Annotated in this window: 15 protein-coding genes and 2 pseudogenes; 13 read left to right on the top strand and 4 right to left on the bottom strand. The window is 65.8% G+C overall.

The window, feature by feature from the left end; genetic code table 11:
• Positions 1–933: a cysteine synthase A gene (cysK, locus tag A5747_RS11960; RefSeq protein ID WP_076124343.1), complete on the bottom strand. Its 933-nt coding sequence runs from the start codon at positions 931–933 to the stop codon at positions 1–3.
• 681 nt (positions 934–1614) lie between these two features.
• On the opposite strand from cysK, the gene A5747_RS11955 reads away from it, so the two are divergent.
• From A5747_RS11955 to A5747_RS11905, 11 genes are read left to right on the top strand one after another with little or no spacing between them, the layout of a single operon-like run.
• Entirely contained in the window at positions 1615–2382 is a 768-nt protein-coding gene (locus A5747_RS11955) for an ABC transporter permease (protein ID WP_076124341.1), read from the top strand.
• A complete protein-coding gene (locus A5747_RS11950) occupies positions 2379–3227 on the top strand; it encodes an ABC transporter permease (protein ID WP_076124338.1) in 849 nt (282 codons plus the stop codon). The genes A5747_RS11955 and A5747_RS11950 overlap by 4 nt, the downstream gene beginning before the upstream one ends.
• A 5-nt stretch (positions 3228–3232) precedes the next feature.
• Positions 3233–4498: an MCE family protein gene (locus A5747_RS11945; RefSeq protein WP_076124336.1), complete on the top strand. Its 1266-nt coding sequence runs from the start codon at positions 3233–3235 to the stop codon at positions 4496–4498.
• Positions 4499–4509: 11 nt separating this feature from the next.
• On the top strand, positions 4510–5526 hold the full coding sequence (locus tag A5747_RS11940; protein ID WP_369805073.1) for an MCE family protein: 1017 nt from the start codon (positions 4510–4512) through the stop codon (positions 5524–5526).
• On the top strand, positions 5523–6698 hold the full coding sequence (locus A5747_RS11935) for an MCE family protein (protein ID WP_142245538.1): 1176 nt from the start codon (positions 5523–5525) through the stop codon (positions 6696–6698). Before A5747_RS11940 ends, A5747_RS11935 begins: the two co-directional genes overlap by 4 nt.
• Positions 6699–6700: 2 nt before the next feature.
• Complete coding sequence (locus A5747_RS11930) at positions 6701–8017, top strand: MCE family protein (protein ID WP_142245537.1); 1317 nt, start codon at positions 6701–6703, stop codon at positions 8015–8017.
• The gene (locus A5747_RS11925; RefSeq protein WP_076124331.1) at positions 8014–9135 is read left to right on the top strand and encodes a virulence factor Mce family protein; all 1122 of its coding nucleotides are present in this window, start codon (positions 8014–8016) and stop codon (positions 9133–9135) included. The genes A5747_RS11930 and A5747_RS11925 overlap by 4 nt, the downstream gene beginning before the upstream one ends.
• Positions 9135–10604, top strand: coding sequence for an MCE family protein (locus A5747_RS11920; protein ID WP_076124329.1), 1470 nt, complete (start codon positions 9135–9137; stop codon positions 10602–10604). The genes A5747_RS11925 and A5747_RS11920 overlap by 1 nt, the downstream gene beginning before the upstream one ends.
• Positions 10605–10619: 15 nt before the next feature.
• Entirely contained in the window at positions 10620–11183 is a 564-nt protein-coding gene (locus A5747_RS11915) for an Mce protein (RefSeq protein ID WP_076124326.1), read from the top strand.
• Positions 11180–11770, top strand: a complete 591-nt coding sequence (locus A5747_RS11910) for a hypothetical protein (RefSeq protein WP_142245536.1) — start codon at positions 11180–11182, stop codon at positions 11768–11770. The genes A5747_RS11915 and A5747_RS11910 overlap by 4 nt, the downstream gene beginning before the upstream one ends.
• Positions 11771–11780: 10 nt before the next feature.
• Positions 11781–12287, top strand: a complete 507-nt coding sequence (locus tag A5747_RS11905; protein WP_076124324.1) for a CAP domain-containing protein — start codon at positions 11781–11783, stop codon at positions 12285–12287.
• 16 nt (positions 12288–12303) lie between these two features.
• On the opposite strand, the gene A5747_RS11900 is transcribed toward A5747_RS11905, so the two are convergent.
• Positions 12304–12585, bottom strand: a complete 282-nt coding sequence (locus A5747_RS11900; protein ID WP_076124322.1) for a hypothetical protein — start codon at positions 12583–12585, stop codon at positions 12304–12306.
• 100 nt (positions 12586–12685) lie between these two features.
• On the opposite strand from A5747_RS11900, the gene A5747_RS11895 reads away from it, so the two are divergent.
• Positions 12686–13153 carry an LppP/LprE family lipoprotein gene (locus tag A5747_RS11895; RefSeq protein ID WP_076124481.1) on the top strand — a complete coding sequence of 156 codons (468 nt, stop codon included), beginning with the start codon at positions 12686–12688 and terminating at the stop codon, positions 13151–13153.
• 23 nt (positions 13154–13176) lie between these two features.
• Here the strand turns inward: A5747_RS11895 and A5747_RS11890 are convergent, their stop codons facing one another.
• Entirely contained in the window at positions 13177–15120 is a 1944-nt protein-coding gene (locus A5747_RS11890) for an acyl-CoA dehydrogenase (RefSeq protein WP_076124320.1), read from the bottom strand.
• A 94-nt stretch (positions 15121–15214) separates the two neighbouring features.
• Here A5747_RS11890 and A5747_RS25465 point away from each other — a divergent pair.
• Positions 15215–15634: pseudogene (locus tag A5747_RS25465) on the top strand (VIT1/CCC1 transporter family protein); the annotation flags it as partial.
• A gap of 26 nt (positions 15635–15660) precedes the next feature.
• Here A5747_RS25465 and A5747_RS25760 read toward each other — a convergent pair.
• A pseudogene (locus A5747_RS25760) lies at positions 15661–15852 on the bottom strand (VIT1/CCC1 transporter family protein); the annotation flags it as partial.
• Positions 15853–15901 lie beyond the last annotated feature (49 nt).

Here is a 15901-nt window from a genome sequence, read left to right as displayed (position 1 = left end):
CTAGTCCGCCACGTCGGCGAACAACGGCGTGCTCAGGTAGCGCTCGCCGAAGTCGGGGAGCACGACGACGACCAGCTTGCCGGCGTTCTCGGGCCGGCGCGCCACCTGCAGGGCCGCCACGGCGGCGGCCCCCGAGGAGATGCCGACCAGCAGTCCCTCTTCGGCGGCCAACCGCCGGGCCAGGTTCAGCGAGTCTTCGTTGCCGACCGTGATCACCTCGTCGACCAGATCCATATCGAGGACCGCCGGGACGAATCCGGCGCCGATGCCCTGGATCGGGTGGGGTCCCTTCTGTCCGCCGGACAGCACCGGCGACGCGGCCGGTTCGACTGCGACGAATTGCGCCGACGGCTTGCGTTCCTTGATGACCTGGGCGACGCCGGTAATGGTCCCGCCGGTGCCGATCCCGGCCACGAAGATGTCGACCTTGCCGTCGGTGTCGCGCCATACCTCCTCGGCGGTTGTCGCGCGGTGTATCGCCGGGTTGGCCAGGTTCTCGAACTGCTGTGGCACGAAATAGCGCTGGTCGGTCTTGGCCAGCTCCTCGGCCTTGGCAATCGCGCCCGGCATACCGTCCGGCCCCGGGGTCAGGACGAGTTCGGCGCCGTAGGCGCGCAGCAGCATCCGCCGCTCGATGCTCATCGTCTCCGGCATGGTCAGCACGCATCGGTAGCCGCGGGCGGCGCACACCATTGCCAGCGCGATGCCGGTGTTCCCGCTCGTCGGCTCGAGGATGATCGTGTCCGGCTTGATCAGGCCTGCCTTTTCGGCCGCATCCAGCATGGCCACCCCGATGCGGTCCTTCACGCTGTTGGCCGGGTTGAACGATTCCAGCTTGGCGACGACGTCGGCGACGGCGCCCTCGGTGACCCGGCGCAGCCGCACCAGCGGCGTGTTTCCGATCAGCTGTGTGACATCCTCGGCGATGCTCATGAAACTTCTTCCTTAGGCGACGGTGGTGCGGGACTGATCGGATCTGCCAGTTGACGATGCGCCCGGTGCCGGACGTAGTCCTTCAGTGACGCCGAGCGTCAATGGGATTGGCACCTGAAATGGTCCTATGAGTTCGGATTCGGCGGTTGCTTCGGTTGTTTTTGGGTTCGTCGATGTCCCGAAAGACTTTGCTCACCCACTGAGTAGGCAATTGTAGAGGTCTCGCTATTGGGTCTGGATTCCGGCTGCCGGCGGCCGGGCTGGCACCGCCTGCATCCCTTCGTGGGCGGCGCAATTGCGTTCACCCTGAATCGAACACTTGCTTTCGGCCTGACTTCTCCGAACTGTGAGCTTTGACAGCGACTGCCGAACGGTCGGCGGTCGCGGATGCGCGAGTAGGTTCCGACATGGCGGAAAGAAATCCGCACGGCCTTGCTGTGGTCGCCCGCGCGCCACCCGGTCTTGCGCAGACCCCATCTGAACGCGGCGGCGGACGTTCGCCGCATTGACCAGATTTCTTCTGATTGATTGCAACCCTGACGCCGGGCATCGCTTTGCCCGTAAGTTGCGGCAATGTTCCATGCGCGCAACAGACGATGCCGTCCGCATGTAAACAACGCTTACCCGTTACCGCGCAACTGATTACGAGCGGGTGAACGGTATTACGGAATTGGGGGACGGATGAACGCCACCGCCGTGGCAAGGCCCATGAATGCGCTGGGTCAGTTCTTCGTGCTCAGCATCGAGTCATTGGTTGCCGTGGTGCGAGGGCCGTGGGCGTGGCGCGAACTCCTGGAACAGATCTGGTTTGTCGCCAGGGTCTCGATCTTTCCGACGATCATGCTGTCGATCCCGTACACCGTGCTCATCGTGTTCGTCCTGAACATCCTGCTCGTCGAGATCGGCGCCGGCGATCTTTCGGGTGCCGGGGCGGCGCTCGCATCGGTGACCCAAGTTGGGCCCGTCGTCACCGCGATGGCCGTCGCCGGTGCGGGCTCGACGGCGATGTGCGCCGACCTGGGCGCGCGCACCATCCGCGAGGAAATCGACGCGATGAAGGTGATCGGCGTCAATCCCGTTCAGGCCCTGGTGGTTCCGCGGATCATTGCCGCGACGTTCGTAGCGTTGTTGCTGTACTCGGTGGTCGCCGTGACCGGCCTGACGGGAAGCTACATCTTCGTGGTCTTCGTTCAGCACGTCACGCCGGGCGCATTCATCGCCGGGATGACACTGGTCACCGGGCTTCCGCAGGTGGTGATTTCGCTCATCAAGGCGACGCTGTTCGGGTTGTCCGCCGGCCTAATCGCCTGCTACAAGGGCCTATCCGTGGGCGGCGGCCCCACCGGCGTCGGGAACGCGGTGAACGAGACCGTGGTGTTTTCGTTCATGGCCCTGTTCTTCATCAACATCGTGGTCACTGCGCTCGGGGTAAAGGTGACCGCGAAATGAGTGACCTCGCGGGCGAACCGACGTGGGTCCCCAACCTCGGACCCCGGCTCGTCGCCGCCATCCGGAGGCTGGGCGAACAGACGGCGTTCTACGGCCAATCCTTGGCCTCCACCGGTGACGCGGTACGGCGCTACCCGGGGGAACTGCTGAGGCTGATCGCCGACATGGGAATGGGTACAGGCGCTCTCGCGGTGATCGGCGGCACCGTCGGCATCATCGGCTTCCTCACGCTGACCACCGGCGCCCTCGTCGCCGTACAGGGCTACGACACCCTGTCCAACATCGGGGTCGAGGCGCTGACCGGATTCCTGTCGGCGTTCTTCAACGTCCGGATGATCGCGCCATGCACGGCCGGGGTGGCGCTGGCCGCCACCATCGGTGCCGGCACCACGGCGCAGCTGGGCGCGATGCGCATCAACGAGGAGATCGACGCGCTCGAAGTGATGGGGATCCGCTCGATCACCTATCTGGCGTCCACCCGGATCATCGCCGGGATCCTCGTCGTCATCCCCCTGTACGCGGTTGCCGTGCTGATGTCGTTCTTCGCGGCCAAATTCGGCACGATCTACATCTACGGCCAGTCGCGCGGCGTGTACGAGCACTACTTCTCCACGTTCCTGCGTCCCACCGACCTGTTTTGGTCGTTTTTGGCGGCGCTGACGATGGCCGCGGGCGTGATGGTCGTGCACACCTATTACGGCTTCACCGCGACGGGAGGCCCCGCCGGGGTGGGGGAGGCGGTCGGTCGGTCCGTGCGGTCGTCGATGATCGTCACCGCCTTTGTGTGCCTGATGATTTCGCTGTCTATCTACGGCCAATCCGGCAACTTCAACCTGTCGGGATGACTACGATGAGTACCGACCGCCGCAGGCATAGCAAGGGCAACAGCACCCGCCGGGGCAAGATCGACCCGATCTGGTGGGCGCCAACGTTGTTTCTTCTGGTCGCCGGACTGATCGTGCTTACCGCCGCGTCGTTCTCGGGCACGTTCCGCCCATCCATCCCGCTCACGCTGGAGTCGGACCGGGCGGGACTGGTCATGGAACCCGGCGCGAAGGTGAAGCTGCGCGGCGTACAGATCGGCCAGGTCGCGTCGATCGGCACCGACGTGAAAGCGGCCCAGCTGCGGCTGAAAATGGACCCGGGCCCCTTCAAATATCTGCCGAGCAACATCGAGGCGGAGATCAAATCGACCACGGCGTTCGGGTCGAAGTATGTCGATCTGATCGTGCCCGAGCACCCCAGCGCCGCGGCGCTGCGGCCCGGCGCGGTGCTGCGCTCACGCAACGTCACCGTAGAAGTCAACACGGTGTTCGAAAACCTGCAGTCCGTGGTCCAGGCGCTTGACCCGGCGAAGCTCAACGCGATCTTGTCGGCCTTCGCGCAGTCGGTGCGCGGCAAGGGCGACCGGATTGGGCAGGCGGTCACCGACGCGAACAACCTGCTGCTTGCCGTCAACCCCAGGATGGGAACGATCCAGCGGGACTGGCGGTTGTTCGGCAAGACATCGGCCGCCTATTCCGATGCGGCACAGGATATCCTGTCGATCCTCGACTCGGCGTCGACCTCGAGCGCCACCCTTACCGAAAACCAGCGGTCACTGGACACGCTGCTGTTGTCGGCGGTGGGCTTCAGTCAGGCCGGCATCAACGTGCTCGGCAACAGCGAATCCAACATCGTGCGTTCGGTCAACCTGCTCGATCCGACGACCGCGCTGCTCAACAAATACTCGCCGACCTACACCTGCTTGTTCCAGGGCGCGCAATGGTACGTCGACCACGGTGGCCGAGACGCGTTGGGCGGCAATGGCTATTCGGTGATCCTGGACGCGGCCCTCCTGTTCGGCGACGACCCGTACCGATACCCGAAGCATCTGCCGAAGGTCAATGCGACGGGCGGTCCCGGCGGCAGGCCGAGCTGCGGTTCGTTGCCCGATCCGAGTGCGAACTTCCCGGTTCGTGCTCTGGTCACCGACACCGGCTGGGGCGCCGCGCCGAACGAGATCCGCACCAACGTGGCCGCCGGTAATCCATGGTGGGCCAACTACTTCCCGACCACCAAGAACCCTCCCGAGGCGCCGCGCTACTTCTGGCGCGGGGGGCAGCCGCCGCCATGAGAAGACGAAAGATGTCCGCCGTGATCGTCCGGGTGGCGCTGTTCACGGTGATCTGCCTGGTATTCACGTTCGCGCTGATCGCGGTGTTCGGCCAGTTGCGTTTCGAGGACCGCACGGGCTATCAAGCGGTCTTCACCAACATCTCCGGCCTGAAGTCCGGCAATTTCGTCCGCATCGCCGGGGTCGAAGTCGGCAAGGTCGGCGACCTCACGCTGCATCACGACGGCACGGTGACCGTCGGTTTCGCGGTCGACAGGGGAGTGCGGCTCACGGAGGGCACCAAAGCCGTTGTGCGGTACGAAAACCTGATCGGCGACCGGTATCTCGCCCTCGAAGAGGGCGCCGGCGCGCCACGTCGGTTGACGCCCGGCGCGACGATTCCGATGGCGCGGACGTCGCCGGCACTGGACATCGACGCGCTGATCGGCGGCTTCCGACCGTTGTTCCGCGCGCTGGATCCCGATCAGGTGAACGCGCTGTCCGGTGAGCTGCTGCGCATTTTCCAGGGTCAGGGCGGCACCCTCGCCTCGGTGCTGGCGCAGACCTCGATGCTGACCTCCACCCTGTCCGGGCGCAGCGAACTGATCGGCGAGCTGATCACGAACCTGAACACCGTGCTGCACACCTTCGCCGCGCGCGACCACGAGTTCTCCGACGGCCTGGACAAGCTGTCGGCGCTCGTGGACGGCCTGGCGCAGCGCAAGACCGACATCTCCACCGGGCTGGCGTACATCAACGCGGCTGCCGGGTCGGTCGCCGACCTGCTGGTGCAGTCACGCCAGCCGATCAAGGACGTGGTGCGCGAGACCGACCGGATGTCCAACCAGGTGCTCTCCGACCGCGAGTATTTCGACAACCTGCTCAAGGAGCTGCCCGACATCTATCAGGTCCTGGCCCGCCAGGGCCTGAACGGCGACTACTTCGGCTTCTACTTCTGCGAAGTGTTGCTCAAGCTCAACGGCAAGGGCGGCAACCCGATCTTCGTCAAACTGATCGGCCAGCCGAGCGGGCGGTGCACGCCGCGATGAAGCGAATCAACATCAAACCGCTCAGCGAGCGCAATCCCGTCCTGGTCGGCATTGTCGGCACGATGATCGTGACGTGCGTCGTGATCGCCGCCTTCGAATACAACAAGTTGCCGTTCATCAAGAACACCAATGACTACTCGGCATACTTCTCCGAGGCCGGCGGCATCAAAACCGGTAGTACGGTTCGGGTTTCGGGCATGGGCGTCGGGAGGGTCTCGGAGATTCGCCTGGACGGCACCAAGGTCCGGGTCGGGTTCACCGTCCGTAAGGACATTCAGCTGGGCGACCGCACGGAAGCGGCGATCAAGACCGAGACCATTCTGGGCAGCAAGATGCTCGAGCTCACGTCGCGCGGCAACGGGAGCCTGACGGGACCCATCCCGCTGGAGCGCACCCGGTCGCCGTACGACCTGCCCGACGCGCTGGGTGACCTGACGACCACCATCAGCGGTTTGGACACCGCCCAATTATCGTCCGCGCTAACGACATTGGCGAACACCTTCAAGGAAACCCCACCGGATCTCAAACCCGCGCTGCAGGGGGTGGCCAGGTTCTCGGAGACCCTGAACAGCCGCGACGCGCAATTGCGCAGCCTGCTGGGGAATGCCAACAAGATCTCGGCGGTGCTGGGCAAGCGCAGCCAACAGATCGCCACCCTGGTCGCCAATTCCAACGCCCTGCTGGCGGCGCTGCTGGACGAACGGGATTCACTCGACGCTTTGATGAACAACCTCACCGCGGTGTCACACCAGATCTCGGGACTGGTCAACGACAACAGGACTCAACTCAAGCCGGCCCTCGACAAGCTCAACGGGGTGCTCGAGGTCCTCGACAACCGCAAAGAAGACCTGCAACGAACCCTGCCCAAGTTCAAGCGGTACGCGATGTCGTTTGGCGAATGCCTGGGTTCCGGACCATTTTTCAAGGCCTATGTGGCGAACCTGATTCCCGGCCAGCTCAGCGGCCCCGTTCTCGACGCCGACATGTATGACCGGGTCTTGGATCCGAACCAGAAGCTGCCGTCGGAGGCGGTCGACCCGCCGACCGGGACTCCACCCGTGCCGCCGGAGAACGCCCCGGTCCCGTTGTGGTCCCAGCCGCCGTCACCGCCGCCGTCGACACCGCCGGTCCGGATCGTCCCCCCGCCCGCCCACCAGCCCGACGGGCCGTGAACATGAACCGTCGCAACTTACAGATCCTGGCCGCCGTCAGCCTTGCGGCCACGCTGACGATTTCTTCGGTGATCGTCGGCGTGAAGCTCTGGAGCACCGTCGAAAAGAGCACGTACTCGGCATATTTCGCCGAGACCAACGGCCTGTTCGTGGGCGACGAGATCCGCATCCTGGGTGTCGCGGTCGGTGTGGTGGACAAGATCGAGCCGCAACCCACCAGTTCCAAGGTGACGTTCTCGGTCGACAAGCAGTATGCGGTGCCCGCCGACGCCCGCGCCGCGATCCTGTCGCCGTCACTGGTGACCTCGCGCGCGATCCACCTCGTCCCGGCGTACTCCGGCGGGCCCAAACTGAGCCCCGGCGCGTCGATCCCGCTCAACCGCACCGCGGTACCGGTCGAATGGGACGACTTTCGCAAGCAGCTGGAAAAACTGACCGGCGCGCTGCAACCGACGGCCCCGGGCGGCGTGAACTCGGTGGGCGAATTCATCAACTCCGCCGCCGACAACCTGCGCGGCGAGGGGGACACCGCCCGCGACACCGTACTCAAGCTCTCCGAAGCGATTTCGGCGCTCGGCGATCACGCCGACGACATCTTCAGCACGGTGCGCAATCTGCAGCTGCTGGTGTCGGCGCTGTACTCCAGCAGCGACCTGTTGGCCTCGTTCAACCAGAACCTCGCCAGCGTGACGACGGTGCTGTCGAACACACCCAACGAGGTCGCCAACGCGGTGAAGGGACTCGACCAGGCCCTGGGAGATGTGCGCGACTTCCTCGCCGAAAACCGGGAAACAATGGGTGTCACGTTCGACCGGATGGGTTCCATTACCACCGCGCTGAACGACAGCCGTGGTGACATCAAGCAGATCCTGCACATCGCCCCAACGGTTTTCCAGAACTTCCTCAACATCTATCAGCCGGCCCAGAGCGCGATGACCGGCATCATCGCGCTGAACAACTTCGCCGACATCCCGCAGTGGATCTGCAGCTCGATCGAGGCGGCGTCGCGCGCGCGGCTGGCCCGGGTGTCAAAGCTGTGCCTGCAGTACGTGGAGCCGGTCATCAAGAACCGCATCTACAACTACATCCCGGCGGGGCTCAACCCGTTCGTCGGGACGCAGGCCCGGCCGGACGAGATCACCTACAGCGAGGACTGGCTGCGGCCCGGCTACACGCCCCCCGCGGCGCCCCCACCGCCCGAGGCGCCCGCATCGCCGGACGCGGCGCCGCCCGCCGAGGCGCCGCCTCCACCGCCGAACGGCACGATCAGCTCGACCCAGGTGCTGCAGAACCTGATGCTTCCGGCGGGGCCATCATGAGACGCGCGATAGCCGCGGGGCTGGGAGCGATATGCGTTGCCGCGCTTGCGGGTTGCGGATGGCGGGGCTTGAACTCGTTCACCCTGCCCGGCACCGCCGGCGGGGGCCCGCGCTCCTACACGATCCAGGCGCAGATGCCGGACGTGGTCACCATCCAGGAGAACACCCGCGTTCGCGTCGACGACGTCAACGTCGGCAACGTCACCAAGATCGAGCTGCAGGACTGGCATGCGCTGGTCACCATGCGCATCAACGGCGACGTCCGCCTGCCGGCCAATTCGACCGCCAAGCTCGGGCAGACCAGCCTGCTCGGGTCGATGCATATCGAGCTCGCGCCGCCCAAGGACGAGCCGCCGTCCGGCCAACTGACCAACGGATCGGTCATCCCGCTGGCGCGCGCGAGCCTGTATCCGAGCACCGAGCAGACGCTGGCCTCGGTGTCAATCCTGCTCAACGGCGGGGGAATTGCGCAGTTGCAGGAGATCAACCAGGCAATCGCCAAGGCGTTCGCCGGCCGGGAAAACGACATGCGCAGCCTGCTGGGCCAGTTGGACGAGTTCATCGCGCGCACCAACGATCAGACCGACGACATCATCGCCGCCGCCGAGAATCTGAACTCGCTGGCGGGTCAGGTGGCCGACAAGGATCCGGTTGTCGACAAGGCGTTGACGACGGTGCCCAAAGCCCTCGCGGTGCTGGCCGACCAGCGCACCAAGATCGCCGACGCGATCGATCAGCTGGGCAAGTTCAGCGCGTTGGCGGCCGACACCATCCACCAAAGCCGGGAATCCCTGGTGAACAACCTGCGCAATATCGAGCCAGTGCTGCGCTCGCTCGCCGATGCGGGTCCGGCGCTCACCAGGGGTCTGGACGGCTTGGCGGCCTACCCGTGGCCCGCGTCCACCGTGCGCAATTGGTTCCGCGGTGACTACGCCAATCTCACCCTGGTCGTCGATTTGACGTTGAGCCGCATCGACCAGGGGCTGTTCACCGGGTCACGATGGGAAGGCAATCTCACCCGACTCGAACTGCAGTGGGGACGCACGATCGGCATGCAGCCGAGCCCGGCCACCGCCGGAAACCCGCTGACCTATCCCTACCACAGCGGGGGATACTGATGCTGCGCCTCAATCGCAGGACCTGGATCCAGTTGGCCGCGTTGTCGCTGGTGACGGTGTTGTCGTGTGGCGCAATGGCATTCAACTTCATGAAGTTACCCGCGACAGTGTTCGGGATCGGGGAATACACCGTCACGGTCGATCTGCCCCAGTCGGGCGGCCTGTATGAGACTTCTGTTGTCACCTACCGGGGCACCGACGTCGGTCAGGTCAAGTCGGTCGACGTCACCGCCTCCGGGGTGCGCGCGGTGCTCGCTCTGCGATCCGGGGTCGAGGTGCCGTCCGACGTCCAGGCGTCGGTGCACAGCCGCTCGGCGATCGGTGAGCAATACATCGAACTGACGCCGCAGCCCGGCAGGGACGGCGAGCATTCCCGGTCGCTGCGTGCCGGCGACATCATTCCCGCCGGGCGGGTCGACGTGCCCGTCGACATCGGGCACCTGCTGGACCTGACCAACCGTGCGCTGCAGGCGATTCCGCGCGATAACCTGCGCACCGTGATCGACGAGAGCAACCGGGCGGTCGCCGGCCTGGGGCCCGAGCTGTCGCGGATCGTCGACGGGTCGACAGCGCTGGCCATCGCGGGAGGCCGGACCGTCGACCCGCTCGCCACCCTGATCGACCAATCGCCGCCGGTGCTCAACTCCCAGGTCCAGACGGCGGGCGCCATCGCAAGCTGGGCCGATCGCACCGCCGCCATCATGGCGCAATTCAAGGCGCAGGACGCCGCGGTGCGAGATCTCCTGACGCAGGGCGGTTCCGGGCTGGAGGAGGGTCGCGCGCTGCTCGACCGCGTGGCACCGGCGGTTCCGGTGTTGTTCGCCAACCTCGCGAGCCTCGGTGACATCGCGGTCGTCTACCGCCATGACATCGAACAGCTCCTGGTGCTGTTGCCGCAAGGCATCGCGGCGATGGCGGCGATCGTGGTGCCGAGCTCCAACACCAAACAGGAGTACCGGGGCGCCCAGTTGGACTTCAACCTCAACATGAACCTGCCGCCGCCTTGCACCACCGGGTATCTGCCGCCGACCCAGCGTCGCTCACCGGCCAGCGTCGACGCCCCGGACCGTCCTGCGGCGGACTTGTATTGCCGCCTGCCGCAGGACTCGGAGCTCAATGTCCGTGGGGTACGGAACATTCCGTGCGAGGCCAAGCCGTGGAAGCGGGCCCCGACGGTCGAGCTGTGTGAGAGCGACGAGGAGTACGTGCCGCTCAACGATGGCTATAACTGGAAGGGCGATCCGAACGCCACCACGACCGGCCAGGGCGTACCGCAGTATCCGCCGGGCCAGGACCCGCGGCTGCCACCGCCGCGCGGCACCGCGCCGTCGGCTCCGCCGCTTGCCGTCGCGACGTATGACCCGGCGACCGGCGACTACGTGGGACCCGACGGACGCCGCTATACCGAATCCGACCTGGCGCACCCGCGTGCCAAGAACTGGCAGTCGCTGTTGGTGCCGCCACCGTGAGAATGAAGGAGCAAGATGACCGACGAACCTGAAACCGCCGACGAAACGCAATCCGAAGGGCGGCTTTCCCGTTGGCGGAACCGATTCACCGGGCGGCGGCTTTCGGGTGCCGCATCGGTGTTGGTGGCGAGCGCGGTGATCCTGGCGACGCTGACCGGATTGGCCGGCTGGCTCGGGTACCGCGCGTACGAAAAGCACGAGGCCCAGGCGCAGCGCGACCTCTTCGTCCAGATCGCTCGACAGGGCGCGGTGAACCTCACCTCGATCAACTACACCGAGGTCGACGCCGACGTGCAGCGGATCCTCGATCTGGCCACCGGAGCGTTCCGCGATGACTTCGCTCAGCGATCCAAGCCTTTCATCGAGGTCGTCAAGGCGGCGCAGTCGAAATCCGAAGGCACGGTCACCGATGCCGGGCTGGAATCCCAGCGGGGCGACTCCGCCCAGGTGCTGGTGGCCGTCGCGGTGAAGTCGCGCACCGCCGGGGGCGAGGAGGCGCCGCGGGAATGGCGCATGCGAATCGAGGTCCAGGCGCTCGGCGACGACGCCAAGGTGTCGAACGTGGTGTTCGTGCCATGACGACCCTCAGCGACAAGATCGAAGACACAGTCGTCGATATCGACGAACCGGAAGCCGTTGAGATCGACGAGGTTTCCGATGAAGAGCCCGACACCAGACGCCCGATCGCGTGGACGCGAGTGCTCGCCTACGGTGTGTTCCCCGGGCTGGCATTGCTGCTGGCGCTGGCGGCGGGCTATTTCAAGTGGGTGAACGGGTCGGCCGACGCCCTCGCGCTGGCCCGCACCGAATCGGCCCGGGTCGCAAGCGAAGACGCGGTCGCCCTGTTGTCGTACCAGGCGGATTCGGCGGACAAGGAGCTCGGCGCGGCGCGGGACCGGCTGACCGGCGAGTTCAAGGACGCTTACACCACGCTGACCCGCGAGGTCGTCATCCCTGGTGCGAAGGAAAGGCACATCTCGGCGGTCGCCAAAGTCAGCGCAGCAGCCCCGGTTTCGGCGACTGCCAACCACGCCGTCGTCCTGTTGTTCGTGAACCAAACCGTGACCATCGGCAACGGCGCACCCACCGACACCCAACCCGTCATTCGGGTGACGCTGGACAAGGTCAACGGGCGATGGCTGGTTTCGCATTTCGATCCGGTGTGATGAGGGCCCCATGATCGTGTGGAAGCGCGGTAGCGCGGGGACGCTGCCGGTGGCCGTGATCCTCTGGGGAATAGCGGGATTGGCGACGCCCACCGCACACGCCGACAACAAGCGGCTCAACAGCGCCGTCGTCTCCGGCGTCTACACGCTGCAGCATCAGGCGGGCTGCACGAACGATGTCGTCAGGAACAACGCGCTGACGTTGGCCGCCGAGTGGCACGCGGATGACATGCTCAACAACCGGAATATCAACGACGACACCGGATCCGACGGATCGTCGCCGCAGGACCGCGCCAACGCCGCCGGCTTCCAGGGCAAGGCCGCCGAGACCGTGGCGATCAACCCGGCGATGTCGATCAGCAGCCTCGAGCTGATCAACCAGTGGTACTACAATCCCGATGCCATGGCGATCATCCGCGACTGTGCCAACACCGCGATCGGGGTGTGGTCGGAGAACAGCTTGGACCGCAGCGTCGTGGTGGCGGTGTACGGGCAGCCGGCGCCGCGTAACCGCTGACACGCCAAGGCGGCATTTACGACGTGACGTAGTCCTTCGCCGCGTCGAGGTCCTCCACGACCTCGGCCGTGACTTCGCAGACGCACACGTGCTCGCCGCGGGGCAACCATCGGCGCAGCTGGGCATGGCGCTTGCGCAGCAGATGCTGTGCGTAAACCTTGTCGCATTGCGCCTGGGAAAACGCCATGTCCAGGTTGGTCGGCAGACCCGCCCAGTCCACCCGGTCGCGGCTTACCGCGCCAAGCCGCCGCCCGCACTGCAACGGGCAGGCGGTCTTGTTGGCGTCTCTAGCTGCCACATCCGAAATGCTGCGACGGGGATGTTTCGGCCGAATGCGCCGTACGTTTCGGGCATATTACGGCTTTGGCTAAGCTCGCGCTGTGCGTCGTCGGCTGATCGTGATGCTGCTGATTCTGCTGACGTCGGCTTGCGGCTCGAACGCTCCGGCACCCCGCGCGACGCCGGGTCAGAACTGCAAGGACTCCGACGGGCCCACGGCCGATACGCTGCGGCAGGCCATCGCCTCGGTTCCGATCATCGTTCCCGGCTCGACGTGGGTCGAAATCGCGCGCGGGCACACCCGTAAATGCCGGCTGTACTGGGTGCAGATCGTCCCGACCATCGCCAGCGAAAACACGCCCCAGCAGTTGCTGTTCTTCGATCACAACACGCCGCTGGGCCCCGCGACGCCAAACCCGAAGCCGTACATCACCGTGCTGCCGCCCTCGGACGACACGATCACGGTCCAGTACCAGTGGCAGAAGGGCAACGATCAGCCCTGCTGCCCCACCGGAATGGGCACGGTGAAATTCCAGATCGGGCCTGACGGAAAGCTACGGGCGCTCGGGAAGATCCCCAACGAATAGCGTTGCCGCCCAAGCTCGGCGCCCTAGGAATCCGGCAGGTTCTCGGGATGCAGCATCTCGGCGTATCGCAGCGGTTCGGGGATGCCGAACCCGTCGACGAGTGTCTCGGCGTGCGGGCGCAGCGCGCGGCAGCGGTCGTTGATCCCCCGGGTGACCGCCTTGGCTCGGCCGGTGGACAGGTACCCGTGCTCGACATACCAGGCCTTGTCGTCCTCGATCACCGACAACGCGTAGAGGTCGCACACGAGCTCGAGCAGTTCGCGGGCGTCGTCGTCTTCGCACGCGTCGATCCCGGCGACGAAAGCTTCCAGCACCACCCGGTCGATGTGTGCGCTCGCGGCGTGCAGCACATGATCCTGCACGGCGTTGAACGCGTCGAACGCGGACATGTCTTTCGATTTGTCGCGCAGCCGGCGCGCGACCGATGACAGCAAGTAGTCCTCGCGCTCTTCGAACATGTTGACCTGGGTGCCGCGGTTGAACAGGCTGCCCTCTTCCTCGCTGTCCTGCCGGGCGTCCACGATTCTTTGCATAATCGCCTCGGCCGCAGTGCGTTTCATCACCCGCTCACCGACGGTGTTCGCGGCGAACCGCACCCATTCGACCGGGCTCATGCTGCGGATGTCGTCGGCGTAGGCGGTCAGCAGTTCCTTGGCCACCAGTTGGGTCAGCACATGGTTGTCGCCCTCGAACGTGGTGAACACGTCGGTGTCGCCGCGCAGCGCGATCAGCCGGTTCTCGGCCATGTAGCCGGCGCCGCCGCAAGCCTCGCGGGCCTCCTGAATGGCCTGCGACGCATGCCAGGTGTTGGCCGCCTTCAGCCCTGCGGCGCGGGCCTCCAGTTCGCGCTGCTCGTCGGCGTCGGGGTCATCCGCGGTCTGGACGTCGTGGCATTTGCTGACGAGCTCGTTCTGGGCGAACTGCAGGGCGTATGACTTCGCGATCAACGGAAACAGCCGGCGCTGATGCACCAGGTAATCCATGATCAGGACCTCGGAGTCGTCGTCGGGTGCGCTGAATTGCCTGCGCTGCAACGCATATCGGGTGGCGATGTCCAGCGCGACGCGGGCCGCCGCCCCGGCGCTGCCGCCCACCGTGATGCGGCCGCGAACCAGTGTGCCCAGCATGGTGAAGAACCGCCGGTTGAGGTTGTCGATCGGGGAGCTGTACGTGCCGTCGGGGGCGACGTCGCCGTACTTGTTCAGCAGGTTCACCCGCGGGACCCGGACGTGGTCGAACACGATGCGGCCGTTGTCGACGCCGGGCAGCCCGCCCTTGTATTCGCAATCGGAGGTCGTGATCCCGGGCAGGTCGTTGCCTTCGGCGTCGCGGATCGGGACCATCACGCAGTGCACGCCGTGGTTGACCGGCTTGCCGTCCTCGTTGGTGATCAATTGCGCGAAAACCGCTGCCATGGTGGCGGTTTGGGCGGCACCGCCGATGTAGTCCTTGCGGGCCGTCGGACTCGGGGAGTCGACGACGAACTCTTCGGTCTCGGGGTCGTAGGTGGCGGTGGTCTCCAGCGCCTGAACGTCGCTGCCGTGCCCGGTCTCCGTCATCGCGAAACAGCCGCGCAATTCGAGGCTGATGATCTGTTTGACGTAGGCCTCGTGGTGGCGCTCGGTGCCCAGGTTTTCCACGGCGCTGCCGAACAGCCCCCACTGCACCCCGGCCTTGACCATCAGCGACAGATCCGACATCGCGAGCATCTCGATCATCGTGATGGCCGCGCCGATGTCGCCGGTCCCGCCGTGCTCCTTGCGGAAGTTGTCGGCGGCGACACCGAACGCGGCCATGATCCTCATCTGCTCGGCAACCTTGGTGCGGGCGATCACCGTGTTCGGCGTGTAGTGCGGGCGGAACAGCTCCTCGGTCAGCGTCCCGCGCATGCGGTTCTTCACGTCCCGCCAACGCCCGTCCAACGTGTTGCGCAGATGTTCGGCAGTGCTACTCATGTCTGGCGCCATAGTGCGACGGTAACCCGCTGCTCGGGCCTTCGAAACAAGTCGGGAGACGCGGGCTGCCTAGCGCTGCGTCAGGGCCCGCCGCTTAGATGGCGTCATGGCCCAGCCGGATACCCCGTCACAGCAACCCGACCCGGCGTACGACGTCGGGCACACCCATCCCGACATCAGCGGAGGCTGGTTGCGCGCGGCCACCTTTGGTGCGATGGATGGGCTGGTCAGCAACACCGGCCTGATCGCCGGCGTGGCCGCGGGCGAAAGTGCTCACGCCGTCACCGTCGCCGGTGTGGCCGGTTTGCTTGCCGGGGCATTTTCCATGGCACTCGGCGAGTACACGTCGGTGACGACGGCCAACGAGCAGATCGAATCCGAGGTCCACGTCGAACGCCGCGCGCTGCGCACCCGCCCGGAAGCCGAACGGGCCGAGCTGATCGGCATGCTCGTCGACCTCGGCCTGACCGAGAAAACCGCCCAGCTCGCCACCGATGAGATCCATCGCGACGAGAACCGCGCGGTCAGGCCCCCGGCGACGAGCAGCCCGGCCGCGCCGCACGCCATTCCCGTCGCCAGCGACCCATACCCGAGAAGGTAAGGGATCAGGGGAATTAGCGCGCCGACGGCGAACATGACGAACGAGGAACTCGCGGCTACCCAGGCCGACGGCTTCTCGTCCGGATTGATGCCGGTCTCCCGCACCAGATGGACGTTGACCGCGCGGTTCTCGTCGCGATGGATCTCATCGGTGGCGAGCTGGGCGGTTTTCTCGGTCAGGCCGAGGTCGACG

This window comes from Mycobacterium sp. IS-836 (assembly GCF_001954275.1).
GTDB lineage: Bacteria > Actinomycetota > Actinomycetes > Mycobacteriales > Mycobacteriaceae > Mycobacterium.
The sequence above is the reverse complement of the archived record's forward strand: the minus strand, read 5'-3'. Positions and strand labels throughout refer to the sequence as shown.

Excerpts from the sequence above, each read along its gene's own strand:
- A5747_RS11940 (WP_369805073.1), top strand. The coding sequence starts at position 4,510 with ATGTCCGCCGTGATCGTCCGGGTGGCGCTGTTCACGGTGATCTGCCTG.
- A5747_RS11930 (WP_142245537.1), top strand. The coding sequence starts at position 6,701 with ATGAACCGTCGCAACTTACAGATCCTGGCCGCCGTCAGCCTTGCGGCC.
- A5747_RS11920 (WP_076124329.1), top strand. The coding sequence starts at position 9,135 with ATGCTGCGCCTCAATCGCAGGACCTGGATCCAGTTGGCCGCGTTGTCG.
- A5747_RS11950 (WP_076124338.1), top strand. The coding sequence starts at position 2,379 with ATGAGTGACCTCGCGGGCGAACCGACGTGGGTCCCCAACCTCGGACCC.
- A5747_RS11925 (WP_076124331.1), top strand. The coding sequence starts at position 8,014 with ATGAGACGCGCGATAGCCGCGGGGCTGGGAGCGATATGCGTTGCCGCG.
- A5747_RS11915 (WP_076124326.1), top strand. The coding sequence starts at position 10,620 with ATGACCGACGAACCTGAAACCGCCGACGAAACGCAATCCGAAGGGCGG.
- A5747_RS11935 (WP_142245538.1), top strand. The coding sequence starts at position 5,523 with ATGAAGCGAATCAACATCAAACCGCTCAGCGAGCGCAATCCCGTCCTG.
- cysK (WP_076124343.1), bottom strand. The coding sequence starts at position 933 with ATGAGCATCGCCGAGGATGTCACACAGCTGATCGGAAACACGCCGCTG.
- A5747_RS11890 (WP_076124320.1), bottom strand. The coding sequence starts at position 15,120 with ATGGCGCCAGACATGAGTAGCACTGCCGAACATCTGCGCAACACGTTG.
- A5747_RS11910 (WP_142245536.1), top strand. The coding sequence starts at position 11,180 with ATGACGACCCTCAGCGACAAGATCGAAGACACAGTCGTCGATATCGAC.
- A5747_RS11955 (WP_076124341.1), top strand. The coding sequence starts at position 1,615 with ATGAACGCCACCGCCGTGGCAAGGCCCATGAATGCGCTGGGTCAGTTC.
- A5747_RS11945 (WP_076124336.1), top strand. The coding sequence starts at position 3,233 with ATGAGTACCGACCGCCGCAGGCATAGCAAGGGCAACAGCACCCGCCGG.
- A5747_RS11905 (WP_076124324.1), top strand. The coding sequence starts at position 11,781 with ATGATCGTGTGGAAGCGCGGTAGCGCGGGGACGCTGCCGGTGGCCGTG.